Annotated in this window: 20 protein-coding genes; 4 read left to right on the forward strand and 16 right to left on the reverse strand. The window is 72.2% G+C overall.

Annotation, left to right across the window (positions count from 1 at the left end):
* Positions 1-39 precede the first annotated feature (39 nt).
* The 16 genes from ACO1BR_RS01305 to rsmH form a co-directional block, all read right to left on the reverse strand.
* The gene (locus tag ACO1BR_RS01305) at positions 40-1,182 is read right to left on the reverse strand and encodes a DivIVA domain-containing protein (RefSeq protein ID WP_426793140.1); all 1,143 of its coding nucleotides are present in this window, start codon (positions 1,180-1,182) and stop codon (positions 40-42) included.
* Positions 1,183-1,231: 49 nt separating this feature from the next.
* A complete protein-coding gene (locus ACO1BR_RS01310; protein ID WP_043263943.1) occupies positions 1,232-1,525 on the reverse strand; it encodes a YggT family protein in 294 nt (97 codons plus the stop codon).
* Between the two features lie 66 nt (positions 1,526-1,591).
* Complete coding sequence (locus ACO1BR_RS01315; RefSeq protein WP_426793141.1) at positions 1,592-2,212, reverse strand: cell division protein SepF; 621 nt, start codon at positions 2,210-2,212, stop codon at positions 1,592-1,594.
* Positions 2,213-2,335: 123 nt separating this feature from the next.
* Complete coding sequence (locus tag ACO1BR_RS01320; protein WP_426793142.1) at positions 2,336-3,070, reverse strand: YggS family pyridoxal phosphate-dependent enzyme; 735 nt, start codon at positions 3,068-3,070, stop codon at positions 2,336-2,338.
* Complete coding sequence (pgeF, locus tag ACO1BR_RS01325; protein WP_426793143.1) at positions 3,067-3,831, reverse strand: peptidoglycan editing factor PgeF; 765 nt, start codon at positions 3,829-3,831, stop codon at positions 3,067-3,069. Before pgeF ends, ACO1BR_RS01320 begins: the two co-directional genes overlap by 4 nt.
* 13 nt (positions 3,832-3,844) lie before the next feature.
* The gene (gene ftsZ / locus ACO1BR_RS01330; protein ID WP_426793144.1) at positions 3,845-5,083 is read right to left on the reverse strand and encodes a cell division protein FtsZ; all 1,239 of its coding nucleotides are present in this window, start codon (positions 5,081-5,083) and stop codon (positions 3,845-3,847) included.
* Between the two features lie 281 nt (positions 5,084-5,364).
* Positions 5,365-6,180, reverse strand: coding sequence for a cell division protein FtsQ/DivIB (locus ACO1BR_RS01335; protein ID WP_426793145.1), 816 nt, complete (start codon positions 6,178-6,180; stop codon positions 5,365-5,367).
* Positions 6,181-6,202: 22 nt separating this feature from the next.
* Entirely contained in the window at positions 6,203-7,294 is a 1,092-nt protein-coding gene (murG, locus tag ACO1BR_RS01340) for an undecaprenyldiphospho-muramoylpentapeptide beta-N-acetylglucosaminyltransferase (protein WP_159504319.1), read from the reverse strand.
* Between the two features lie 6 nt (positions 7,295-7,300).
* On the reverse strand, positions 7,301-8,653 hold the full coding sequence (gene ftsW / locus ACO1BR_RS01345; protein WP_426793146.1) for a putative lipid II flippase FtsW: 1,353 nt from the start codon (positions 8,651-8,653) through the stop codon (positions 7,301-7,303).
* A gap of 58 nt (positions 8,654-8,711) precedes the next feature.
* Positions 8,712-10,130: a UDP-N-acetylmuramoyl-L-alanine--D-glutamate ligase gene (murD, locus tag ACO1BR_RS01350; RefSeq protein ID WP_426793327.1), complete on the reverse strand. Its 1,419-nt coding sequence runs from the start codon at positions 10,128-10,130 to the stop codon at positions 8,712-8,714.
* A gap of 38 nt (positions 10,131-10,168) precedes the next feature.
* Complete coding sequence (gene mraY, locus ACO1BR_RS01355; protein ID WP_426793328.1) at positions 10,169-11,233, reverse strand: phospho-N-acetylmuramoyl-pentapeptide-transferase; 1,065 nt, start codon at positions 11,231-11,233, stop codon at positions 10,169-10,171.
* 5 nt (positions 11,234-11,238) lie between these two features.
* On the reverse strand, positions 11,239-12,681 hold the full coding sequence (locus tag ACO1BR_RS01360) for a UDP-N-acetylmuramoyl-tripeptide--D-alanyl-D-alanine ligase (RefSeq protein ID WP_426793147.1): 1,443 nt from the start codon (positions 12,679-12,681) through the stop codon (positions 11,239-11,241).
* Positions 12,682-12,743: 62 nt separating this feature from the next.
* On the reverse strand, positions 12,744-14,516 hold the full coding sequence (locus tag ACO1BR_RS01365; protein WP_426793148.1) for a UDP-N-acetylmuramoyl-L-alanyl-D-glutamate--2,6-diaminopimelate ligase: 1,773 nt from the start codon (positions 14,514-14,516) through the stop codon (positions 12,744-12,746).
* Between the two features lie 18 nt (positions 14,517-14,534).
* On the reverse strand, positions 14,535-16,538 hold the full coding sequence (locus ACO1BR_RS01370) for a peptidoglycan D,D-transpeptidase FtsI family protein (protein WP_426793149.1): 2,004 nt from the start codon (positions 16,536-16,538) through the stop codon (positions 14,535-14,537).
* Positions 16,539-16,643: 105 nt separating this feature from the next.
* Positions 16,644-17,294 (reverse strand): septum formation initiator family protein, encoded by a 651-nt coding sequence (locus ACO1BR_RS01375; RefSeq protein ID WP_426793150.1) that lies wholly within the window; start codon positions 17,292-17,294, stop codon positions 16,644-16,646.
* Complete coding sequence (gene rsmH / locus ACO1BR_RS01380; RefSeq protein ID WP_426793151.1) at positions 17,291-18,250, reverse strand: 16S rRNA (cytosine(1402)-N(4))-methyltransferase RsmH; 960 nt, start codon at positions 18,248-18,250, stop codon at positions 17,291-17,293. The genes ACO1BR_RS01375 and rsmH overlap by 4 nt, the downstream gene beginning before the upstream one ends.
* 519 nt (positions 18,251-18,769) lie before the next feature.
* Between rsmH and ACO1BR_RS01385 the strand changes: the two genes are divergently transcribed.
* The 4 genes from ACO1BR_RS01385 (at position 18,770) to ACO1BR_RS01400 (ending at position 24,406) form a co-directional block, all read left to right on the forward strand.
* On the forward strand, positions 18,770-19,306 hold the full coding sequence (locus ACO1BR_RS01385) for a beta-class carbonic anhydrase (protein WP_426793152.1): 537 nt from the start codon (positions 18,770-18,772) through the stop codon (positions 19,304-19,306).
* A gap of 255 nt (positions 19,307-19,561) precedes the next feature.
* On the forward strand, positions 19,562-20,584 hold the full coding sequence (locus tag ACO1BR_RS01390) for an AAA family ATPase (protein ID WP_426793153.1): 1,023 nt from the start codon (positions 19,562-19,564) through the stop codon (positions 20,582-20,584).
* A complete protein-coding gene (locus tag ACO1BR_RS01395; protein WP_426793154.1) occupies positions 20,584-21,951 on the forward strand; it encodes a DUF58 domain-containing protein in 1,368 nt (455 codons plus the stop codon). Before ACO1BR_RS01390 ends, ACO1BR_RS01395 begins: the two co-directional genes overlap by 1 nt.
* Before the next feature lie 31 nt (positions 21,952-21,982).
* Entirely contained in the window at positions 21,983-24,406 is a 2,424-nt protein-coding gene (locus tag ACO1BR_RS01400; RefSeq protein WP_426793155.1) for a transglutaminaseTgpA domain-containing protein, read from the forward strand.
* Positions 24,407-25,004: the final 598 nt, after the last annotated feature.

Consider the following 25,004-nt stretch of genomic DNA (forward strand, 5'->3'; position numbering starts at 1 on the left):
CCCCGGCCCTGATTGCCGACTACGCGTGCCGCTCGGGCGTCAGTTGTCGTCCTCGTCGATGAGGAAGCCGCGCATCGGCGACGGCGTCTGCTGCATCGGCGACGGGCCCTGCGGCCGCACCGGTGCCATCGGCTGGGTCATCGCCGGCGACATCTGCTGCTGCCCGCCGTAGGACGGACCGCCGCTGGACGGGCTGCCCATCGAGTGGTTGCCGCCCATGGTGCCGCCCAGGGACTGGTTGCCGCCCATGGTGCCACCCATGCCGCCACCCATGGTGTGGTTGCCGCCCATGGTGCCCGCACCGGCCGACGCCATCGACGGGGACGGCGGCAGCGAAGCGGTCGCCGGGGTCCGCGGCGGGGCCAGCGAGTCGTCGGCCTGGTTCTCCAGCTGGCGCAGCTGGCTCTCCAGGTACGACTTCAGGCGGGTGCGGTACTCGCGCTCGAAGCCGCGCAGGTCCTCGACCTTGCGCTCCAGCGTCGCGCGGGCCGACTCCAGCGACCCCATCGCCACGCGGTGCTTCTCCTGCGCGTCCCGCTCCAGCGCGTCAGCCTTGGCGCGGGCGTCCCGCTCCAGGCCCTCGGCGCGGCTGCGCGCCTCGCCGACGATCTTGTTGGCCTCGGAACGGGCCTCCGCGATCGCCTGGTCGGCGGTCTGCTGCGCCAGCGACAACACGCGCGCCGCACTGTCACCGCCGGGGCCGCCCTGCTGCGGGGCCGCCTGCGGCAGCTGCTGCGGTCCGCCGGGGCCGCCCAGCGGGCCACCCATCGGACCGTTGGGGCCCATCGGACCAGGACCGTGCGGGCCCTGCGGGCCGTGGCCACCGGGACCGGGCGGCAGCTGCGGTGCACCACCAGGCAGTTGGGGCGGGCCACCCATCCCCTGCTGCTGCGGCGGGACCGGCTGCGGACCGGATATGGCGGCGGGCACAGGAGCCCCCGGCCTCTGCTGCTGCTCCTGCTGCTGGTCGGGACCCTTGCGCAGACCCTGCTGCTGGTTCTGCGCGGCGGCACGAGTGGCGGCGGCCAGCTTGGCGCGCAGGTCCTCGTTCTCCCGCAGCAGGCGGGTCAGTTCGGCTTCGACCTCATCGAGGAAGGCATCGACCTCGTCCTCGTCATAGCCTTCTCGGAGGCGGACGGTCGTGAACTGCTTGTTCCGCACGTCCTCGGGGGTCAACGGCATCTCTACTTCACCTCAACGTAGTCGTCGGCAATCGGCAAGACCGTATCGTTCACACCAACAACACCGACCTCACGACGGTGATCAGGATGTAGACGATGATCATCAATACGAAGAAGGACAGGTCGAGCGCCACGCCCCCGAGACGCAGCGGCGGAATGACCCGCCGCAGAAGCTTGAGTGGCGGATCGGTGACAGTGTAGGTGGCCTCAAGAATCACCACCATCGCCTTGCCGGGTTGCCATGAACGGGCGAACTGGAAGACATAGTCCATCACCAGCCGGAAGATCAGCACGATCAGGAAGCAGTACAGCGCGATATAGATCACCTGACCAGCGATACTCATCCCGCGCGTCCCTCTCCCCTTGCTCCTGTGCTGACCTTATGGCCTTGGTGTGCCCGGTGGTGCGTCTCAGCTCTGGTTGAAGAACCCGCCCTCTGCGATACGGGCCTTGTCCTCCGCCGTGACATCGACGTTAGCAGGCGACAACAGGAACACCTTCTGCGTCACCCGCTCAATGCTGCCGTGCAGTCCGAAGACCAGACCGGCCGCAAAGTCGACAAGTCGCTTCGCGTCGGTGTCGTCCATCTCCGTGAGATTCATGATCACCGGAGTGCCCTCACGGAAGTGTTCCCCGATGGTACGGGCTTCGTTGTAGGTCCGGGGGTGCAGTGTGGTGATGCGGTACGGCTCCCGCTCGGACACAACCTTGGGCATGATCACCGGTGCGTTCTTCTCCAGATTCGGACGGTCGGGTGTGATGGATGCCACGGGGGCGATACGCGCGGGTCGTCCGCTTTCCGCGGCGAGCGGAGCGGGTTCACGCTGCGCAGGAGGCGTGGCGGCGCGGACCGGTTCCTCCCGTTCCGGGCGCGTTTCGGCGGGCACTTGATGCTGTTGCCGTCGCACCCGGTCGGGCTCCGGGTCAAGCTCGGGCTCGAACTCGTCGTCGGGGTCGAACCCCCGGCCGTCGTACCCATCGTCCTCCACGAGGCCGAGGTAGACCGCCATCTTGCGCATCGCGCCGGCCATTCTCTGCGTCCTCCGCTCTGTGGTGGATCGGCTCCGTAACCGGGGGCCTTGGATCCACGCGGCCTACCCGCTTTTTGCGGGAATGACCATATTTTGTGCTGTGGTCCGACTTGCTTGGCGACGTTACCCGAGCCGTGGTCGGACTCCGAGTACCGCAGTGCCGACGCGCACATGTGTCGCTCCGGCCGCAACGGCGTCTTCGAGGTCCGCACTCATACCTGCTGACACCATGTTGGCAGCAGGATGGGTCGCGCGCAGGTCGGATGAGATTTCCACCAACCGCTCGAAAGCAGCGAGTTGGCGTCCGGCATACGGGCCGGCCAGCGGTGCGACCGTCATCACACCGTCCAGCCGCAGCCCTTGGGCCGCCGCGATCGCGTCGCCGAGTTCGGCCACACCCTCCGGTGACACACCGCCGCGATCGGCGGTGTCCCGTCTGGCCCGACCGGGCTCGACGTCAAGTGCCACCTGGATCAGACAGCCCAGCTCCCGCTCGGCGCGCACCGCCTCCCGCGACAGCGCGGTGACGAGCCGGAGCCGGTCGATCGACTGGACAATCCCGGCGTAACGGGCAACAGACCGCACTTTATTGGTCTGCAATTGACCAACAAAGTGCCAAGTCAGCGGCAAATCAGCACATTCAGCCGCTTTGCCTGCCGCCTCCTGATCGCGGTTTTCCGCGACCTGACGCACTCCCAGCTCCGCGAGAAGCCGGACGTCGCTCGCGGGATAGGTCTTGGTGACGACGATCAGCGTCACCTCGCCTCGCGGCCGACCGGCCTTGGCGCAGGCTGTGGAGATACGATCCTCCACCCGCGCCAGGTTGTCGGCCAGCTGCGTTCTCCGGTCGTCCGTCACAGCGCAGCCCCTCCCGGCCTCGGGCCGGGGCCGTCCCCGAGCCAGACGTAGCTCGCGAGCCGCCCCGTCGTACGGTCCCGCCGATAAGAGAAGTGGTCCGCCGACTCCCGGGTGCAGATGTGGGAATCCTCACGCAACCGCACGCCGACGGCGGCGAGTTGGGCCCGGACGCCCGTGGTGACGTCCACCGACGGAGTCCCCCAGCTGGTCGTCGACCACGCCTCCGGGACCACCGAGGCGACCTCCGCGCGCATCGCCTCCGGCACCTCGTAACAGCGCCCGCAGACCGCGGGCCCGGTGTACGCGAGGATCCGGGACGGCTCGGCGCCCAGCCCGACCATCGCCGCGACGGCCGCCGGGACGACCCCGGCAACGAGGCCCGGCCGGCCGGCGTGCGCGGCGCCCGCGACCCCGGCCACCGGGTCGGCGAGCAGGACCGGTGTGCAGTCGGCGGTCAGCACGGCCAGCGCCAGACCCCGACGCGCGGTCACCACCGCGTCCACGCAGGGGATGTCGGCGTCCCGCCAGGGTCCGTCGACCACCGCCACGTCCCGGCCGTGGACCTGGTTCATCCAGACCACCGCGGCCGGGTCGAGGCCGAGTTCCCTCGCGGCGAGTGCGCGGTTGACGCCGACCGCGGCGGGGTCGTCGCCGACCGCGCCGCCCAGATTGAGCTGCTCATACGGAGCGGCGCTCACCCCGCCCCACCTGTCGGTGAAGGCGAAGTGCGCGCCGCTCTCGTGGTGCTGTTGCCCTATCACTTCAGTGCTTCGGTCACTTCAGGAAGTCGGGGACGTCCAGTTCCTCGGCCGCGGAGTCCGAGTACGACGGACGGGCCGGAGGAACCGAGGGACCGCCGGCCGGCGAGGCCGCAACCTCGCCCAGCGACGAGGTCTCGGAGGTGACCGGGGCCTCGTCCCGTACGGGCGGGACCGCGCCGAGACCGCCGAAGGCCGCCGTGCGCGGCTCGGCCGGGGGCGCGACCGAACGGCTGGGGGCCGGTGTGGGCTCCTCGCGCTTCGGGGCCGGCATCGCGGTCTGCTGCGCGTCGCGGCGGGCCGGCGGCTGACCGCCGTCGAAACCCGCGGCGATGACGGTGACCCGGACCTCGTCGCCCAGCGCGTCGTCGATGACCGCGCCGAAGATGATGTTGGCTTCCGGGTGCGCGGCCTCGCTGACCAGTTGCGCCGCCTCGTTGATCTCGAAGAGCCCGAGGTCGGAGCCGCCGGAGATGGAGAGCAGCACACCGCGGGCGCCGTCGATGGACGCCTCCAGGAGCGGCGAGGAGATCGCCATCTCCGCGGCGGCCACCGCGCGGTCGTCGCCGCGCGCCGAGCCGATGCCCATGAGTGCCGAGCCGGCCTCCGACATCACGGACTTGACGTCGGCGAAGTCGAGGTTGATCAGGCCCGGGGTCGTGATCAGGTCGGTGATGCCCTGGACACCCGACAGCAGCACCTGGTCCGCGGACTTGAACGCGTCGAGCACGCTCACCTGGCGGTCCGAGATGGACAGGAGCCGGTCGTTGGGGATCACGATGAGGGTGTCGACCTCTTCGCGGAGGCTGGCGATGCCGTCCTCCGCCTGGTTGGCGCGACGGCGCCCCTCGAAGGTGAACGGCCGGGTGACCACACCGATCGTCAGGGCCCCCAGCGAGCGGGCGATGTTGGCGACGACCGGGGCACCGCCGGTGCCGGTGCCGCCGCCCTCGCCCGCGGTCACGAAGACCATGTCGGCCCCCTTGAGGACCTCCTCGATCTCCTCGCGGTGGTCCTCGGCCGCCTTGCGGCCCACGTCCGGGTTGGCGCCGGCGCCGAGTCCGCGGGTCATTTCGCGGCCGACGTCGAGCTTGACGTCGGCGTCGCTCATCAGCAACGCCTGCGCATCGGTGTTGATCGCGATGAACTCGACGCCCTTGAGCCCGACCTCGATCATCCGGTTGATGGCGTTCACGCCACCGCCGCCGATGCCGACGACCTTGATGACTGCGAGGTAGTTCTGCGGTGCTGCCACGTCGAAGGCCTCTCGCCTCGATTTACGTGTCGTCGCCGCACATTGCGTGTGGACGCCGACTGATGCCGAAGGGACGGTCCGTTTTGCCGAGCCGAACCCTAACCCTGAAGTTTAGGGTTACTGTGCCTGCGTTCCTGGTTCCCTGGTCCCTTTGGAACGAGACACTAAGTCGACAAGGCGCGCGCGTTCAACGAACACGCCGAACCTCCCGTTTTTCTTTTCACCCTATGTGATCACCCATAGTCGTAGCCATCCAGGGTGCTGGCCTGCGGCTACGTACGTCAACTCCCCGACACCGCAGGGGCGCTGGGAACCGAGATGTCGAAGTGGCGCGCGTCACGTGCCGCTTTCAGCAGCGCGGCCAGCACCTTCGCCTTCTCGGCGCCCTCGTCGGGACTGCCCCACATCACCGTGCGGCCGTCTGCGAGTTCGACGGTCACGGAATCGTACGACCTGACGTGGAGCTGGCGGACGCCCTTGCGCACGGCCGCCGGGAGCTCCCGGGCGACGCCGACCGCGGCACGCAGCAATCGGTCCGTTCCGAACCGGTGCAGGCTCGGGGAGTCGGAAGCGGTCATTTCCAGAAGCGGAACACCCTTGAGCGCGGTGCTCACGGTGGCGAAACGAACGCCTTCACCGTCCACTTCCACAAACTTTCCGTCCGTTTGCAGCAGCAGTTCCGGGGTCCTTTCGGTCACTTTCAGCCCGAGGGTGTGCGGCCAGGAACGGCTGACGTCAACGGTTTTGATACGCGGCAGCTTCGCCCGGAGCCGGCGCTCCAGCGCGCCGGTGTCCACCGAGACGAGCGGCGAATTCATCGGGGCGGCCGCCGCGGCGACGACCTCGTCCGGTGTCAGAACGTCGGTACCGGTGGCCTTGACGTGCTCCAGCCGGACCCAGTCCGAGCCGTAGAGGGCCCAGGCGCCGAACCCGCCCAGCAGCACGGCGAGTACCGCAATGATGATCACACCGCGCCGGCCCGGCCGACGCAGCCCCAGGCGCGACAACCGGAAGCGCCCGAAACGCGACGGCGGAGAAGCGGGCGGGCCGGACGCTGACTTCTTCTCGCCGCGCCTGGCGGTGGTCGGTCCGGCCACGCTCTCCGCCTTCTCTCGTTCGCTACTTGTTGCGCCGCTCGATCGCCTCGTACACCATGCCGACCAGCAGCTCGTCGGCGTCCCTGCGGCCGAACTCCGAGGCCGCGCGGGACATCTCGTACAGCCGGTGTGGATCGGCCAGGACCGGGAGCACATTGCCCTGCACCCACTCCGGGGTCAGCTGGGCGTCGTCGACCAGCAGGCCCCCGCCGGCGTTGACCAGCGGCTGGGCGTTGAGCCGCTGCTCGCCGTTGCCGATGGGCAGCGGGACGAAGGCGGCCGGGAGCCCGACGGCGGACAACTCGGCGACGGTCATCGCGCCCGCGCGGCAGAGCATCATGTCGGCCGCGGCGTACGCGAGATCCATCCGGTCCACGTACGGTACCGGGACATAGGGTGGCATCCCGGGCATGTTGTCCACGTGCGGCAGTTCGTTCTTCGGGCCGACCGCGTGCAGCACCTGGATGCCGGAGCGCTGGAGCGCCGGGACCGCGGCCTGGATGACCTCGTTGAGCCGGCGGGCGCCCTGGGAACCGCCGGAGACCAGCAGGGTCGGGAGGTTGGGATCCAGGCCGAAGGCGGCGCGCGCCTCGGGACGGACCGCGGCGCGGTCCAGGGTCGCGATGGTGCGGCGCAGCGGGATCCCGACGTAGCGGGCTCCGCGCAGCTTGCTGTCCGGGGTGCTGACGGCGACGAAGGTGGCGTACCGCGAGCCGATCTTGTTGGCCAGGCCGGGGCGGGCGTTGGCCTCGTGCACGACGATCGGCACCCCGAGCCGCTTGGCGGCCAGATAGCCGGGCAGCGCCACGTAGCCGCCGAAGCCGACGACGCAGTCCGCCTTGGTGCGCTCCAGAATCTGCTCGGCGGCCTTGATCGTGCCGCGCAGCCGCCCGGGGACGGTGATCAGTTCGGGGGTGGGCTTACGGGGCAGCGGTACCGCCGGGATCAGGCCGAGCTCGTAGCCGCGCTCGGGGACGAGGCGGGTCTCCAGGCCCTTCTCCGTGCCCAGTGCCGTGATCCCCACGGTCGGGTCCTGCCTCCGCAGGGCGTCCGCGAGGGCGAGCGCGGGCTCGATGTGGCCGGCGGTCCCCCCACCGGCGAGTACGACATGCACCGAAATTCACCGCTCTCCGGACGGCCGCTTCTTGAGGCGCCGTCTCATCGTCTTCCATCTCAGCCTGGCCGGTCTTCTGCCGAAAACCGGCTTCCGCTTCGCCAGCGCGGCCAGTGTCGCCCGCGCGGCGGGCTCGTCACGCGCGAAGGCGATCAGCAGCCCGACGGCGAACATCGTCGGCAGCAGGGCGGAGCCCCCGTAGGAGAACAACGGGAGCGGAACACCGGCGATCGGCAACAGGCCGAGCACCGCACCCATGTTGATCACGGCCTGGGCCATGATCCAGGTGGTCACGCCTCCCGCTGCGTACCGTACGAAGGGGTCCTCCGTGCGTCCGGCCACGCGGATACCCGCATAGCCTAGAGCCGCGAAGAGGGCGAGCACCGACAGCGTCCCCGCCAGACCCAGTTCCTCCCCGGTGATGGCGAAAATGAAGTCGGTGTGCGGTTCAGGGAGTTCTCCCCATTTTTCCATACTCGCCCCGAGCCCGGAACCGAAGAGCCCGCCGGAGGCCAGCGCGTAGATGCCGTGGACGGCCTGCCAGCATTGGTCGCCGGGGCCCGGATCGGTGGCGGCGATGCAGGCGAGCCGGGACATCCGGTGCGCGCTGGTCTTGATCAGCAGCGCGCCGAGCACGGTCGCGGCGCCCAGTACCCCCGAGAACAGCCGGGTCGGGGCGCCGGCCAGCCACAGCAGTCCGAAGAGGATCGCGGTGAGGATGATCGTGGTGCCCATGTCCCCGCCGAGCATGATCAGCCCGAGCAGGAGAAAGGTCACCGGCGTCAGCGGAACCAGCAGGTGCTTCCACTGTGTCAGGAGTTTCTTCTCCTGTTTGCGGGCCAGCAGGTCCGCGGCCCACAGGACCAGCGCGATCTTGGCGAACTCGCTCGGTTGCATCTGGAAAGGCCCGCCGAGGCTGATCCAGTTCTGGTTGCCGTTGACCGATACCCCGATGCCCGGAATCTGCACCATGCCCAGCAGGAACACCGAGCCGGCGAGCAGCGGGTAGGCGAGCGCCCGGTGCCGCCGGACCGGCATACGGGCGCCGAGCAGCATCAGCCCGCCGCCGAGGACCGCCGCCAGCAGCTGTTTGCGGAAGAAGTACGACGGCGCCAGACCGGACTGGAGGGCCTTGATCTGGGACGCCGAGTAGACCATCACCAGTCCGAGGACGGTGATCAGCAGGCTGCCGCCGAGGATGAGGTAGTAGGCGGTCAGCGGGCGGTCCCAGGCCCGCCGTGCGCGGGCGTGGAGCCCGCGCGGGCCGCCGGGGGTCCGGCTGCCGCGCGGCGGGCGCACCGTCGCGGGGGTCCGGCGTACCGGGCGCGACTGCGCCGGTCTCGCCGATCGGGCGGTCATCCTCGTCCCCTCCACGGGTGCGCTCGCCGCCGGCAGCGACGGCAGCGGGGAGAAACGTCTAGTGACCGTTGGCGGCCAGTTCGCCCACCGCGTCGGCGAAGGCGTCACCCCGCTTGTTGTAATTGACGAACATGTCCATCGAGGCGCAGGCCGGCGCCAGCAGCACCGTGTCGCCGGTCTCGGCCAGCCGGGTCGCTTCCCGTACGGCCTCGGACATCGCCCCAGTGTCGGTCCGGTCGAGGTCGACCACGGGGACATCAGGGGCGTGTCGCACCAGGGCTTCGCGAATCAGCGCCCGGTCGGCGCCGATGAGGACCACTGCGCGCAGCCGCTCGGCGGACTTGCGCACCAGCTCGTCGAAGGTCGCGCCCTTGGCCAGTCCGCCGGCGATCCACACGATGTGCTCGTACGCCGCCAACGACGCCTCGGCGGCGTGGGTGTTGGTGGCCTTGGAGTCGTCGATGTAGCTGACGCCGGCGATGTCCGCGATGTGCTGGATGCGGTGCGCGTCCGGGTGGAAGGCGCGCAGCCCGTCGCGTACCGCGGTGGCCGGGACGCCGAAGGCGCGGGCCAGCGCCGCCGCGGCGAGGGCGTTGGCGATGTTGTGCGGGGCCGCGGGCGTGATGTCCGAGACCTCGGCGAGTTCTTGCGCCTGCCGGTGCCGGTCCTCGACGAAGGCGCGGTCGACGAGGATGCCCTCGACGACGCCCAGTTGGGAGGGGCCCGGGGCGCCGAGGGTGAAGCCGATCGCGCGGCAGCCCTCCTCGACGTCGGCGGCCCGGACCAGGTCCTCGGTCACCGGGTCGGCGACGTTGTAGACGCAGGCGACGGTGTTGCCCTCGTAGATCCGGCCCTTGGCGGCGGCGTACGCCTCCATGGAGCCGTGCCAGTCCAGGTGGTCCGGGGCGAGGTTGAGGACGGCCGCGGAGTGCGCCCGTACGGAGGGTGCCCAGTGCAGCTGGTAGCTGGAGAGCTCGACGGCGAGGACGTCGTAGGACGTGGCGTCCTCCCGGCCCTCGCCGAGCACCACGTCGACCAGCGGGACGCCGATGTTGCCGACGGCGGCGGTCCGCAGACCGGCCGCCTTCAGGATCGAGGCCAGCATCTGGACGGTGGTGGTCTTGCCGTTGGTGCCAGTGACCGCCAGCCAGGGCGCGGCTTTCCCGCCGTCCCGGCCGCGCAGCCGCCAGGCCAGTTCGACATCGCCCCATACCGGGACGCCGGCCTTCTCGGCCGCCAGGAAGAGCGGGCTGGTCGGCTTCCACCCGGGGGTGGTGACGACCAGTTCGGTGCCCTCAGGGAGGGTGTCCCCGTCGCCGAGCCGGACGGTCGCGCCGAGCTTCTCCAGCTCGGCCGCCTGGGCCCGTTCGCGCTCGCCGTCGCTGCTGTTGACGACGGTCACGCGGGCGCCGAGGCCGGCCAGGGCGCGGGCGGCGGGGACGCCGCTCACGCCGAGACCGGCCACGGTGATGTGCATCCGCGCGAAGTCGTGGGAGTCCTGCGGCTCGTTCCCGGTCACTTCGACGCCTGCCAGCCGCCGTAGAAGATGCCCAGGCCGACGATCACGCACATGCCCTGGATGATCCAGAACCGGACCACCACAAGGACTTCGGACCACCCCTTCAGTTCGAAGTGGTGCTGTAGTGGCGCCATGCGGAAGACCCGCTTGCCGGTGAGCCGGAAGGATCCGACCTGAATGACCACGGACATGGTGATCAGGACGAAGAGGCCGCCGAGGATGGCCAGCAGCAGCTCCGTGCGGGAGCAGATCGCCAGACCGGCGAGCGCGCCGCCCAGGGCCAGCGAGCCGGTGTCGCCCATGAAGATCTTGGCGGGTGAGGTGTTCCACCACAGGAAGCCGAAGCAGGCTCCCATCAGGGCGGAGGCGACGACCGCGAGGTCGAGGGGATCTCGTACTTCGTAGCAGCCGGGTCCCGCGGTGATCAGGTTGGCGCAGGACTCCTGGTGCTGCCAGATGCCGATGAAGGTGTACGCGCCGAAGACCATCACCGAGGCGCCGGTGGCCAGGCCGTCGAGGCCGTCGGTGAGGTTCACGCCGTTGGACATCGCCAGGATCATGAACAGTGCCCAGATGACGAACAGCACCGGGCCGATCTGCCAGCCGAAGTCCTGGGTGAAGGACAGCCGGTCCGAGGCGGGGGTCTGGCCGCGGAGGTCGGCGAACTGGAGCGAGAGCACCGCGAAGGCGATGCCGACGATCAGCTGGCCGGCCATCTTCGCCTTCGCCCGCAGGCCCAGCGAGCGCTGCTTGACGATCTTGATGTAGTCGTCGAGGAAGCCGACCAGGCCCATACCGGCGAAGAGGAAGAGCACCAGCACGCCGGAGAAGGTCGGATCGCTGGAGGTGATCACCTTCGTGACGACGTACGCGATGATCGTGGCCAGGATGAAGGAGATGCCGCCCATGGTGGGCGTGCCCTTCTTGCTGCCGTGGGTGCGGGGGCCGTCATCGCGGATGAACTGCCCGTACCCCTTCTTGGCCAGCAGCTTGATCAGCAGGGGGGTGCCGATCAGGGTCAGGAAGAGCCCGATCATTCCGGAGAAGAGGATCTGCTTCATCGAGTTCATCGGGACGCGGCTCCGCCCTCAGCGCCGGACACGCCCTCGTCGGCCAGCAATGCCGCGGCCACCCGCTCCAGGCCCACCGACCTGGACGCCTTCACCAGCACGACGTCTCCCGGTCGCAGCTCCCTGCGCAACAGGTCGACCGCCGCCCGCGTGTCGGACACGTGCACCGACTCCTCACCCCACGAACCCTCGTTCTTGGCGCCCATGTCGAGCCAGGCCGCTTCCCTGCCGCCGACCGCCACGAGCTTGCTGACGTTGAGCCGGACGACCAGCCGCCCGACCGCGTCGTGTTCGGCGAGTGACTCCCCGCCCAGCTCGGCCATCTCACCGAGCACCGCCCACGTACGACCGCCCTCCGCCTTGCCGGCGGCGCCCATGGCGACCAGCGCACGCAGCGCCGCTCGCATGGACTCGGGGTTCGCGTTGTAGGCGTCGTTGACGACCGTCACGCCGTCCGCGCGCTCGGTGACCTCCATCCGCCAGCGGGAGAGCGTGCCGGCTTCGGAGAGCGCGGTGGCGATCTCGTCTACGGGCATGCCCAACTCGTGGGCGACGGCGGCCGCGGCGAGCGCGTTCGACACGTGGTGCTCACCGTACAGCCGCATGGTCACATCGCTGCACCCGGAGGGTGTGTGAAGCGTGAAGGAGGGCTGTCCGAGGCCGTTGAGCCGGACATTCGCGGCACGTACGGCGGCGTCCTCGGCCTCGCCGAAGAGGACCGTACGGGCCTTCGTACGGGAGGCCATGGCACGGACGTACGGATCGTCGGCGTTGAGCACCGCCACACCGCCGTCCTCGGCCGCCGGCAGCGCCTCGACGAGTTCGCCCTTCGCCTCGGCGATCTGCTCGCGGCCCCCGAACTCGCCGATGTGCGCGGTGCCGACGTTGAGGACCACGCCGACCCGGGGCGGGGTCAGCTCGGCGAGGTAGCGGATGTGGCCGACGCCGCGGGCACCCATCTCCAGGACGAGATGGCGGGTGGCGGCGTCGGCGCGGAGCGCGGTGAGGGGCAGCCCGATCTCGTTGTTGAGGTTGCCTTCCGGCCACACGGTGGGGCCGTGCCGCTGGAGGAGCTGGGCGATCAGGTCCTTGGTGCTGGTCTTGCCGGCCGAGCCGGTGAGACCGACGACGGTGGTGCCCAGCCGCTCGACGACGGCGCGGGCCAGAGCGCCGAGAGCGGCGACGACGTCGTCGACGACGATCGCCGGGACGCCGACCGGGCGGGCGGCGAGCACCGCCGCGGCGCCGGCCTCCACCGCGCCGGCGGCGAAGTCGTGGCCGTCGACGCGCTCACCGGCGAAGGCCACGAACAGGCCACCGGGACGGACCTCACGGGAGTCCGCCACGACCGGCCCGGTGACCTCGCGGCCCGGGTCCGGTATGTCGTGCTGCTGTCCGCCGACGATGCTCGCGATCTCGGCGAGCGACAGGGAGATCACAGGTCACCCCCGGAGCCGTGCAGGAAGTTCCAACAAGAGGATTGTGCGCGCATGGCGGTGTGTCATCCCTGGTGGTTCGGCTGCTGTGACTGCTGCGACTTCTGCGCTGCCATCGCGGATTCGATCGCAGCGCGCAGCACCTGGCGGTCGTCGAAGGGCCGGACCACTCCGGCGATGTCCTGGCCCTGCTCGTGGCCCTTGCCCGCGACGATCACGGTGTCGCCCGGCTCGGCGCGGGCGACGGCGGCGGCGATGGCGGCGGCCCGCTCCTCCTCGACCAGCACCGTGCCCCGTTCGTGGACCGGCACCTCCGCGGCGCCCGCCAGCATGGTGGCCAGGATCGCGAGCGGGTCCTCGTTGCGCGGGTTGTCGGAGGTCAGGACGGCCGTGTCGGCGAGGCGGGCCACCGCGGCGCCCATGGGGACGCGCTTGTGCGGGTCGCGGTCGCCGCCGCAGCCGAGAACGGCGTGCAGCTTTCCGGTGGTGACCTTCCGCAGGGCGCGCAGAACCGATTCGACCGCGTCGGTCTTGTGGGCGTAGTCGACGACCGCGAGATACGGCTGGCCGGCGTCCACCCGCTCCAGCCGGCCGGGGACGCCGGGGACCGCGGCGACGCCGTCGGCGGCGGTCTGCGGGTCGATGCCGGCGACGACCAGCGAGACGATCGCGGCGAGCGCGTTGGCGACGTTGAACGGGCCGGCGATGGGGGAGGCGGCGCGCACCTTCTGGCCCCCGGGGCCGTGCACGGTGAAGGTCGAGCCGAGGGTGCCGACCTCGACGTCACCGGCGCGCCAGTCCGCGTCCGGGTGGCCCTCCGCGGAGAAGGTGGTGACCGGGACCTCGGCTTCGCCGGCGGCCAGCCGCCGGCCGTACTCGTCGTCGATGTTGACCACGCCGGCCCGGCTGCGGGCCCGGGTGAAGAGCTGGGCCTTGGCCTGGAAGTAGTCCTCCATGCCGGAGTGGAACTCCATGTGCTCCGGGCTGAGGTTGTTGAAGATCGCGACGTCGAAGACGCAGCCGTCGACCCGGCCGAGCACCAGCGCGTGGCTGGAGACCTCCATCGCCACCGCGCGGACCCCGCGTTCGCGCATCACGGCGAACAGCGCCTGGAGGTCGGTGGCCTCGGGGGTGGTGCGCTCGGACTTGATCCGCTCGCCGCCGATCCGGGTCTCCACGGTGCCGATCAGGCCGGTCAGCCCGCCCGCCGGTCGCCCGCCGCCGCCCTCGGCCGCCTGCGCCGCGCGCAGCCCGCCCTCGATGAGGTACGCGGTGGTGGTCTTGCCGGAGGTACCGGTGATGCCGATCTGGAGGAGGTCCTCGCCCGGTGCCCCGTAGATCGAGACGGCCAGGGCGCCCATCCGCCCGCGCGGGTTGTCGACGGCCAGGACCGGCAGGCCGGTCGCGGCGGCCCGCTCGGCGCCCGACGGGTCGGTCAGGATCGCGGCGGCGCCGAGGTCGGCGGCCTGGGCGACGAAGTCGGCGCCGTGCAGGCGGGCGCCGGGCAGCGCGGCGTAGATGTCGCCGGGGCGGACCGCACGGGAGTCGTGCGTGATGCCGGTGACCTGGACGGCGGACGCGCCGGCCGGTACCGGGGTCGCCAGCTGCTCGGCGAGGTCGGCCAGGGGGGTGGGGCGGACCTGCTCGGGTCGGGGCGCGCCCGGATATCTGCCGGGGCCGTCCTTCTCCGCGTTCTTCGCGTGCTGGGTTTTCTGGGACTGATCAGCTTGTGACACGGCGGTGAGCGTACCGGGCACAACGGGCCCGGGGCGAAAAGAGGGCTTCGCCGGGGCTCTGTTTCCGGGCTCGTGCGGCCCGTCGGGAGTGATCGTCGTCACGGCGGTGTTGCCTCGTTTTCATTCGCCTGGCTTGAACGTGACCGGCAGTCGCGGGGCGGGGGCGCCGGTCGGCGGGACCTGGAGGGTTTTCAGCGCGAACGCCATGACCTGCTGGAAAACCGGGCCGCAGACCTGGCCTCCGAAGTAGCTGCCCTTGGTGGGGTTCTGTACGGCGCAGTAGACGGTGATACGGGGCTTGTCGGCGGGCGCGAAGCCGGCGAAGGAGGCGGTGTAGCCGTGGTAGCGACCGGTCTTCGGGTCCACCCGGTTGGACGTGCCGGTCTTGCCGCCGACGCGGTACCCGTCGATCTTCGCCTTCGCTCCGGTGCCCTCCTCGTCGTCCACCACCGATTCCAGCATGGTGGCGAGCGTCTCGGCGGTCTTCCTGCTGACCACGCGGTCCCTGGCGGGCTTGGCGGCCGGTACGTACCGGCCGTCGGGTCCGGTGGTGCCGCGGACGAGGGTGGGGGCGATCCGCTCGCCTCCGTTGGCGATGGTGGAGTAGACGGAGGCGGCCTGGACCGCGTTGAGGGACAGGCCCTGGCCGAACGGGATCGTGTACTGCTGGGAGGTGTTCCAGTCCTGCGGTTTGGCCAGGATGCCGTCCGTCTCGCCGGGGAAGCCGAGGCCGGTCGGCCGGCCGATGCCGAACTTGCGCAGGTAGGAGTAGAGGACCTGGTTGGCCTGGGGCTGGGTCTTGCCGAGCTGGCCGGCCGCCATGATCGTGCCGATGTTGCTGGACTTGGCGAGGACGCCGTTGAGCGTCAGGTTCCAGGTGGCGTGGTCGACGTCGTCGGCGAACAGCCGGTCGCCGCGGTGCAGCCGGTTGGGCACGGTGACCCGGGTGTACGGGGTCGCGACGCCCTGCTCCAGGACGGCGGCCATCGACATCAGCTTGCTGGTGGAGCCCGGCTCGAAGGCGTCGGTGAGGGCGGCGTTGCCCAGCGCCTCCGGGTTGGCCTTCGCGACGTTGTTGGGGTCGAATCCGGGTGCGTTGGCCAGCGCCAGGATCTCGCCGGTGCGGGTGTCCTGGACGACGACGTAGCCGCGGTCCGCCTGGGACTTCCTGACCTGGTCGGCGATGGCCTGCTGAGCCGCCCACTGGATGTCGCGGTCGAGGGTCAGCTGGACGTCGGTGCCGGGGACGGCGGGGTGCTCCTGGGTGTCGGCGGTGGGCACCCGCCGGCCGCCGGACTGGGCGTAGACGAGCTTGCCGTCCGTGCCGGCCAGTGCCTTGTCGAGCCGGGCCTCCAGGCCGCCGGCGCCCTTGCCGTTGCCGCCGACGAAGCCGAGGACGCCGGCGGCGAGGTCGTGGCCCGGGTAGACGCGCTTGCTGTGCTTGTCGGCGAAGATCCCGACCAGGACGTCCGGCCGGGGCGCGCTCTTGGGAGCGGCGGCGGCCTTGGCGTCCAGGGACTTGCGCAGGTCCTTGATCCGCCGCCAGACCTGGGGGGTCTGCTGCCGGGCGAGGAGCACGTATCGGGACTTGGGATGGGCGAGTTTCGCGGTGAGCGTGTCCCGCGACTCGCCGAGGATCGGCGCGAGCAGCGCGGCGGCCTGCTGCGGCGCGTCCTTGATCTTGATCTTGTCGGGGGCGAGCAGGCTCGGGTCGGCGGTGATGTCGTACGCGTCGACGGTGGTGGCCAGGTCCACCCCCTCCCGGTCGGTGATCGCACCGCGCGCGGCGGCCAGCTTGACTGGGACGTAGCGGTTCTCGTTGGCCTTGGCGGCGTACGCCGCGGCGTCCACGGCCTGCACCTGCACGAGCCGTACGACGAAGGCCAGCATCACCAGCGTCAGCGCCAAGGAGACCAGCCGCAGCCGCGGGCGCGGGCTGCCCAGGCGGAGCGCGTTGGCGACCGGCCGGGGGCGCGCGGCGGGGGGCCGGGGGCCGCCGGACCGGGAGGTGCCCTGGCGGGGGGCGGGGCGCCGGCCGGCGGCGGGCCGCCCGCCACGGGCAGCGGCCCCGTTGCCGGGCCGGGCGGGACGCGGGACGCGGCGGTGGTCCCTGGGCTCGGTCATACCGCGGTCTCCGGGGCGTGCGCGGGGGTGGCGGGGAGCGGGGCGCGGCCGTACGGCCGCGGGGCCGGTGCGGCGTACGGGGGTGCGGCCTCGGGCGTCACGGGGTCACCTGCCGGAGGTCGTCGGGGCGAGGGCGGCGGAGCGTCCGGAGGCCCGCGAAGCGGATGCGGACGGGGACGGCGAGTCGGTGAGCACGGCGGCCGGGACCACCGGGGTGGCCATCGGGCCCGGGGAGGCGGTGGCGTCCGGGCTGCTGGGGGCGAGCGGGCCCAGCGGCATCCGCGCGGCCTCCGGGACCGGCGCGGCCTGCGGGACCGGTGCCGGGGGCCCGCCGGACGGGCCGAGCGGCGACGGCCCGGCGGACGCGGCCAGCGGCGCCCCCTCGGACGCGGCCACGCCCGGCTTGCCGCGGACCGTGCCGTCCGGCAGCAGGAAGGCCGGGATGCCGCCGGGCACCATGCCCAGCTTGCGGGCCCGGCGCGCCAGCTGGTCCGGCGCGGAGTAGCCGTCCACCTCCTGCTGGAGCGCCTGCTGCTCGTCCGTCAGCTCACTGGTCTTCCGCTCCAGCTTGCTGAGTTCGAACGACCCTTGGTTGAGCGCCGAGTTGAGCAGCAGCAGGGCGATCAGCCCGGACCCCAGGAGCACCACGACGAGCAGCACGAAGGGCGTGCGCGCGGCCGTCGCGCCCCGCGGGGCGGAGGGCAGCAGCGCGGCGAGGCGCTGCCTCCCGCGCGGCCGGCCCCCCTGGCGTGTCACGCGATGTCCTCGCGGATACGCTCGGCGCCGCGCAGCCGGGCGGGGGCCGCGCGCCGGTTCTCGGCGACTTCCTCCTCCGTGGGCAGTTCGGCGCCGCGGGTCAGCAGCTTCAGCCGGGGCTGGTAGCGCTCGGGGACGACCGGCAGCCCGGGGGGCGCGGTGTTGCTCGCACCGGCCGCGAAGACCTGCTTGACCAGCCGGTCCTCCAGCGAGTGGTAGGAGAGCACGGCGATCCGGCCGCCCACGGCGAGCGCCTGCACGGCGGCCGGGACGGCCCGTTCGACGCAGGCCAGCTCACCGTTGACCTCGATGCGCAGCGCCTGGAAGGTGCGCTTGGCCGGGTTGCCGCCGGTGCGCTTGGCGGCCTGCGGCAGCGCCTCGCGGATCAGCTCGACCAGCCGGGCGCTGTTGTCGAACGGCTCCTTGGCCCGCTCGCGGACCACCGCCGAGACGATCCGCTTGGCCTGCTTCTCCTCCCCGTAGGAGCGCAGGATCCGGACCAGCTCCCCGGGCGGGTAGGTGTTGAGGACGTCGGCGGCGCTGATGCCGGTCGTCTGGTCCATCCGCATGTCCAGCGGGGCGTCCTGGGCGTACGCGAAGCCGCGCTCGGCCTCGTCGAGCTGCATCGAGGAGACCCCGAGGTCGAACAGCACGGCCTGGACGCGCGGCAGCCCCAGCCGGGCGAGGACCTGGGGAAGCTCGTCGTAGACGGCGTGCACGAGGGTGGCGCGGTCACCGTAGGGGGCCAGCCGCTCCCCGGCGAGCCGCAGCGCCTCCGGGTCGCGGTCGAGGGCGACGAGGCGGGCCTCGGGGAAGGCGGAGAGCAGCGCCTCGCTGTGCCCGCCGAGGCCGAGGGTGCAGTCGACGACGACCGCCCCGGGCTCGGCGAGCGCGGGGGCGAGCATGTCCAGGCAGCGCTGGAGCATGACGGGTACGTGACGAGTGTTGTTGCTCATGCGGCGGCCTCGCTGCGCTCGGCGGGCCTGCATGCGCGGAGCGCGCACCTTTTCCTGATTCGCTCGCTGCGCTCGCTCATATGCCTTCCGATGGTGTGCGGCAGGTGGGTCCCCGGCCGTTGGCTGGGGGGTTGCCGCACGTACCGCTTGGTCCCCGCCCGCTCTGAAGGGGAAGTGGCCCTCCGGCGACGGGGAAGAGACGTCGGATGACCGTGGAGCGGGAGGAGGCCGAACCGTACGTACGGATTTCACGCACGCGAGGGATCCGGGATCCTTAAGGAGAGCGTCACGCCTCCCACTTCGCGCCACTTTAGTCCACCTGCCGCCCCGGTCAATCAACCGGTTCCGCGCGTCCCGCGACGGCTTGCCGGGGGCGTGCGGACATCGCCACGCGCGGCCTCGTCACCCCTGGAGCGCCGGCGCGAACCCGCATGTGGACTACCTCACAAGCTGTGATGTTGCCCCCTATGCCCGCCCTCACATAGCGCTGAACAAGCCACCGGCGATTACCGTGAATCCATGCCCATACCTGCGTCGCAGCCGTTGCCCCCGTCCTCCGAGACCGTCACCGACCGCCTCGTCGAGGCGAACCAGCGTTACGCCGCCGCCTTCACCGACCCCGGAATGGACGCCCGGCCGGTCCTCAAGGTCGCCGTGGTGGCCTGTATGGACGCCCGTATCGACCTGCACGCCGCGCTGGGCCTGGAGCTCGGCGACTGCCACACCATCCGCAACGCCGGCGGCGTGGTGACCGACGACATCATCCGCTCCCTGACGATCAGCCAGCGCGCGCTCGGCACCCGCTCCGTCGTCCTGATCCACCACACCGGCTGCGGCCTGCTGGGCCTGACCGAGGACTTCCGGCACGAGCTGGCCGCCGAGGTCGGGCAGCGGCCCACCTGGGCGGTCGAGGCGTTCAAGGACCTCGACGAGGACGTCCGGCAGTCCATGCAGCGGGTGCGCACCTCCCCCTTCCTGCCGCACACCGACGACGTCCGCGGGTTCGTGTTCGACGTGACGACGGGGCTGCTGCGGGAGATCGATCCGCGGAGCTGACACGGGGCGGGACCGCCGTGGCGTGCGGCGATCCCGCCTGATCCCCCCTCCCCCGGCAGGGGATTGTCCGTCTTGCCCGGATAGGCCCGGCGCGACGGTGTGAGTTATCCACAGGCCATGACGCGAAGCCGCGCGGGCGGCAAGAATGCGTAGGTGACATCGCCCCGGCCGCGGTCGGGGACGATGCACGTTCGGGGAGGGCCGGGTCCGTCAAGGGGGCGTCGGCCACCCGTGGAACGGGCCGAGGAGGGCCGAGTGACGACGTATGACGAACGAGCGAGCCTCAGCGATCTGACCAGCACCGCCGAGCGGGTTCACCGGTCGGTGGAGGGTGTGATCGAGGGCAAGCCGGAGGTCGTACGGCTCGCGCTGACCGTCCTGCTGGCCGAGGGGCATCTGCTCATCGAGGACGTGCCGGGCGTCGGCAAGACGATGCTCGCCAAGGCGCTCGCGCGGTCCATCGACTGCTCGGTGCGCCGCATCCAGTTCACCCCCGACCTGCTGCCGTCGGACATCACCGGCGTCAGCGTCTACGACCAGCAGCGGCAGGACTTCGAGTTCAAGCCGGGCGCGATCTTCGCCCAGATCGTGATCGGCGACGAGATCAACCGCGCCTCTCCCAAGACCCAGTCGGCGCTCCTGGAGTCCATGGAGGAGCGCCAGGTCACCACGGACGGGCAGACGTACGAACTGCCCAGCCCCTTCATGGTGGTCGCCACGCAGAACCCGGTGGAGATGGAGGGCACCTATCCGCTCCCCGAGGCGCAGCGCGACCGCTTCATGGCGCGGGTGTCGATCGGCTATCCCAGCCCGGCGGCCGAGCTGCGGATGCTCGATGTGCACGGCGGCGCCTCCCCCCTGGACGACCTCCAACCGGTGGCGCACGCCCACGAGATCGTGAAGCTGACCGAGGCGGTGCGCGCGGTCCATGTCGCGGAGCCGGTGCGCAGATACGCCGTGGACCTGGTGGCGGCCACCCGCAGCCACCCGGACCTGCGGCTGGGCGCCTCACCGCGGGCGACGCTGCATCTGCTGCGCGCCGCGAAGGCGGCGGCGGCCATGGCCGGGCGGGAGTTCGCGCTGCCGGACGACGTCCAGTCGCTGGCGGCGGCGGTGCTCGCGCACCGTCTGCTGCCCACCGCCCAGGCCCAGTTGAACCGCCGTACGGCCGAGCAGGTCGTGCTGGAGATCGTGCAGCGCACCCCGGTTCCGGACCCGTCCGCACCGCAGTGGCGGCAGGTCCACGGCCGGCAGCCGCCCGGCGCGCGGGAGCTGTGATGTCCGCCGGGGGGAGCGAGGGGACCCCGGGGCCCGACGGGCTGCGCTCGGCCCTCGGAGGGCTGACGACCCGCGGCCGGTCGTTCCTGGCCGCCGGGCTGGCCGCCGCGGTGTGCTCGTATCTCCTCGGGCAGGCGGATCTGCTGCGGGTCGGTCTGCTGCTGGCGGTGCTGCCGCTGGTGTGCGTCCTGGTCCTGCACCGCACCCGCTACCGCGTCTCGGGCAGCCGCACCCTCTCCCCCGCCCGGGTCTCCGCCGCCGCCGAGGCCCGCGTCCGGCTGCGGATGGAGAACCTCTCCCGGCTGCCCACGGGAGTGCTGATGCTCCAGGACCGGGTGCCGTATGTGCTCGGGCCGCGGCCCCGCTTCGTCCTGGACCGGGTCGAGGCCGGCGGCCGGCGGGAGGTGTCCTATCGCGTCCGCTCCGACCTGCGCGGCCGGTATCCGCTGGGCCCGCTGCAGCTGCGCCTCTCCGACCCGTTCGGCATGTGCGAGCTGACCCGCTCGTTCAGTGCCTCCGACACCCTGACGGTGGTGCCCCGGGTCGAACCGCTGCCCGCGATCCGACTGACCGGCGAGGCCGCCGGCTACGGGGACGGCGGCCACCGCTCGCTCGCGCTGGCCGGGGAGGACGACGTCATCCCCCGCGGCTATCGGTACGGCGACGATCTGCGCCGGGTCCACTGGCGCTCCACCGCGCGCTACGGCGAGTTGATGGTGCGCCGCGAGGAGCAGCCGCAGAAGGCCCGCTGCACGGTCCTGCTCGACACCCGGGCCGCCGCCCACGAGGGCTCCGGGCCCGACTCGGCCTTCGAATGGGCGGTCGCCGGCGCCGCCTCGGTCGCGTTGCACCTGCTGGAGCGGGGGTTCTCGGTGCGGCTGCTGACCGACACCGGCAGCTCGGTTCCCGGCCCGGCCGGCAGCGGCGGCAGCGGGTCCGCCGACACCGCCGGCCTGCTGCTGGACAGCCTCGCGATCGTGGAGCACTCCGACGAGGAGGGCCTCGCCGCGGCGTACGAGGCGCTGCGCGGCGGCACGGAAGGGCTGCTGATCGGCTTCTTCGGCGACCTGGACGAGCGGCAGGCGGCCGTCGCCGGCCGGATACGCCGCCACGGCAGTACCGCGATCGCATTCGTCCTGGACGGCGACGCGTGGACCCGCGGCCCCGGCGGGATCGGGTTCTCCCACGGGCAGACACCGGTCGCCGAGCGGCTGCGGATGCTGCGCGAGGCGGGCTGGGCGGCGCTGCCGGTGGAGCCCGGCGCTTCGCTGGCCGGGCTGTGGCAGGCCACGGACCGGGCCGGAGCGGGGCCGGGGCCCGCGGCCGGAGCGGATCCGGCCGGCAGGACTGCGGGAGGTGGGGCGTGAACGGCGCTCCCGAACGAAGTGAGGCAGGAGCATGAGCGGCCGGGCGAGGCTGGCGCTGTGCGCGATGGTGGCGACGCTGTGTGCCGCGTGCACGCTGCTGCCGCTGGTGGATCCGATCAGCTGGATGTTCCAGGCCGCGATCCTGCTCGCGCTGGTGACCGGCGTGGGAGCACTGGCCCGGCGGGTCCCCCTGGCCGGACCGCTGACCATCGGCGCGCAGCTGCTGGCGGGTGTACTGCTGCTGACCGTGCTGTTCGCGCGCGACCAGGCGGTGGCCGGGCTGCTCCCGGGCCCGGACGCCATCGCCGCGTTCGGCCGCCTGGCGCAGGAGGGCGTGCACGACGTCGGCCGGTACGCCATCCCGGCCCCCGTCACCCCCGGTATCCGGCTGCTGCTGGTCGCCGGGGTGCTGCTGATCGGCGTGATCGTGGACGCGCTGGCGGTCACCTACCGCAGCGCCGCACCCGCCGGGTTGCCGCTGCTCGCGCTCTATTCGGTGGCGGCCGGGCTGTCCCAGGGCGGCTCGGGCTGGCTGTGGTTCCTGGTGGCCGCCGCCGGCTATCTGCTGCTTCTGCTCGCCGAGGGCCGCGACCGCCTCTCCCAGTGGGGCCGGGTCTTCCGCGGTACGGGCACGAGCCGGCCGGGCTTCGCCGGCGGGCCGACGCCGGTCCCGGTCCGCACGGGCCGCCGGATCGGCGCGCTGGCGCTGGGGATCGCGCTGGCGGTGCCCGCCGTGCTGCCGTCCATGGGCGGCGGGCTGCTCGGCCCGGCCGCCGGTGTCGCCGGGCCGGGCGGCGGGGGCGGCACCATCTCCGCGATCAACCCGCTGGTCTCGCTCCAGGACAGCCTGAACCAACCGGAGGACCGGGAGGTCCTCAACTACCGCACCACCGCGGCCGACACCCGCGAGATGTATCTGCGGATCGTCGCGCTGGACCAGTTCGACGGCACGACGTGGAAGCCGTCCGAGCGGACGGTCACCGACGTCCCGGCCGAGCTGCCGCGCCCGGTCGGCCTGAGCCCCGAGGTGGCGAGCACCCGGATCAACACCTCCCTCTCGACCGCGCCGTGGTACGCCCAGAACTGGCTGCCCCTCCCGTACCCAGCGTCCAAGGTGGACATCCCCGGCCGCTGGCGCTTCGAGCCCGAGGGCCGCACGCTGGTCGGCGACCGCGGACAGAACACCCACGGCCTGCAATACCAGGTCGAGAGCCTCCAACTGCGGCCCACCGCCCAGCAGTTGGCCGATGCCCCGCCGCCGCCGGCCGCGATACTGCACGAGTACACCAAGGTGCCGGCCGCCCTCCCCGCGGTCGTCCGCACCACCGCCCGCGAGGTGACCCGCGGCGCCACGACCGCGTACGCCAAGGCCGTCAAGCTCCAGGACTGGTTCGCGCTCTACGGCGGCTTCAGCTACAACACCGAGGTCCGGGCGGGCAGCGGCTCCGAGGCGATAGCCCGTTTCCTGGAGGACAAGCAGGGCTTCTGCGTGCACTTCTCCTTCTCGATGGCGGCGATGGCCCGCACCCTGGGCATCCCGGCCCGGGTCGCGGTCGGCTTCACGCCGGGCACCAAGCAGCCCGACGGCACGACCTCGGTCGGCCTCAAGGACGCGCACGCCTGGCCCGAGCTGTACTTCCAGGGCATCGGCTGGACCCGCTTCGAGCCGACCCCGAGCCGCGGCAGCGTCCCGGACTACGCCTACCCGGACACCTCGCACGCCACCGACCCCGGCAGCCCTACCCCCGAGCCCGTACCGTCCACCGCCCCGTCGTCCGAGCCGTCCGCGGGCCCGTCCTGCGGCCCTGGGGAGCACCGGGCAGGGGTCGGCGCGGCGTGCCTGGCGGCGCCCGCCCTGCCCGGATCCGGCGCGTCGGGCGGCGGCCCCTCACCCTGGCCGCTGGTGGGTCTGGTGGCCGCGGTGCTGCTCGCCGTGCTGCTGCTCGCGACACCGCTGCTGTGGCGGGCCCGCACGCGCGCCCGGCGGCTGGCGGGCGGCGGACCGGCCGGCGACGGCGCGGCAGCCACCCTCGCGGCCTGGCAGGAGCTACTGGACACCGGCTGGGACTTCGGCATCCTGCCGGACCGGTCGCTGACCCCGCGCAAGGCGGCGGCCCGGATCATTCGTGTCGGGGAACTGCAACCGGACGCCGCCGGTGCCGCCCAGCGCGTCGCGGCGGCGGTGGAACAGGTCCTCTACTCCCCGCAGCCGCTGCCGGCGACCGGGCTCGCCGCGGACGTCCGGCTGGTGCGGTCCGGCCTGCGGGACGCGGCGAGCCGCGCCCTGCGCCTGCGTGCCCGGTTCGCCCCGCGCTCCGCGGCCCGACTCCGGTGGGCCTGCGCGGCCCGGTGGTCGGCCGTGCTGCTGCGCTGCCGCGGCAGCCGCCCGGTGGCCGCGGTCCGGCGCGCCACGGCCACCCTCCGATCACGCCGACGGCGCGGCGCACGGGCATAGGCCCGCGCGCCGCGTGGTTCCGCCGTCACCGGTCGAGAGGGTGCGCGGGGCGCGGAGGCACGGCGTCCGGTGCGGGAGTGGCAGCAGCTCGGGTTCGGGCGCGCCACGGCTACCGGGCCCGTGAGCACCAGGCCGAGGCGGCGGGCGTCTCCCGCATCCGCGGCGTGGCGCGTCGCAATCCGGGCGAGCCACCGCGGACCGACCCGGGACACCGAGGACCCACACCGGCATTCGCCGGACACGATGCCGTGCCGACCACGGTGACAGGCCGGCGACCAGACAGGGGCCGCGCAGGACGCGCTGGGCGGGCGGGGCGTAGGACGAGACCCGCCGGCCCAACCGCCCCTGGCCGGCTCCCCGCTCACGGCTCACGGCACCGTGGTGCGGTCCCCGACACGATCAGGGGCCGCACCACGGACAGCACGGAAGCACCAGGGAACAGCGCGGGCTCCACGACACGGCGTGGGGGCACCACGGCACAACAGCGCGCACAACTCACCACGGCAGCGGCGGCACTCACCGCTGCACCGGGAAGGGCTCACCCCTCCACCGAGAGGAACCGTTCCTCTACCGGTCACCGCTCGCCCGGTGCATTCCG

This window comes from Streptomyces sp. YGL11-2 (assembly GCF_050054615.1).
GTDB lineage: Bacteria > Actinomycetota > Actinomycetes > Streptomycetales > Streptomycetaceae > Streptomyces.

Coding starts and splice junctions, on each gene's coding strand:
- ACO1BR_RS01315 (WP_426793141.1), bottom strand. CDS start 2,212: ATGGCCGGCGCGATGCGCAAGATGGCGGTCTACCTCGGCCTCGTGGAG.
- ACO1BR_RS01385 (WP_426793152.1), top strand. CDS start 18,770: ATGCCCATACCTGCGTCGCAGCCGTTGCCCCCGTCCTCCGAGACCGTC.
- murD (WP_426793327.1), bottom strand. CDS start 10,130: ATGCACATCACCGTGGCCGGTCTCGGCGTGAGCGGCGTCCCCGCCGCC.
- ACO1BR_RS01400 (WP_426793155.1), top strand. CDS start 21,983: ATGAGCGGCCGGGCGAGGCTGGCGCTGTGCGCGATGGTGGCGACGCTG.
- ftsW (WP_426793146.1), bottom strand. CDS start 8,653: ATGACCGCCCGATCGGCGAGACCGGCGCAGTCGCGCCCGGTACGCCGG.
- rsmH (WP_426793151.1), bottom strand. CDS start 18,250: ATGAGCAACAACACTCGTCACGTACCCGTCATGCTCCAGCGCTGCCTG.
- ACO1BR_RS01305 (WP_426793140.1), bottom strand. CDS start 1,182: ATGCCGTTGACCCCCGAGGACGTGCGGAACAAGCAGTTCACGACCGTC.
- ACO1BR_RS01370 (WP_426793149.1), bottom strand. CDS start 16,538: ATGACCGAGCCCAGGGACCACCGCCGCGTCCCGCGTCCCGCCCGGCCC.
- ACO1BR_RS01395 (WP_426793154.1), top strand. CDS start 20,584: ATGTCCGCCGGGGGGAGCGAGGGGACCCCGGGGCCCGACGGGCTGCGC.
- mraY (WP_426793328.1), bottom strand. CDS start 11,233: ATGAAGCAGATCCTCTTCTCCGGAATGATCGGGCTCTTCCTGACCCTG.
- ACO1BR_RS01310 (WP_043263943.1), bottom strand. CDS start 1,525: ATGAGTATCGCTGGTCAGGTGATCTATATCGCGCTGTACTGCTTCCTG.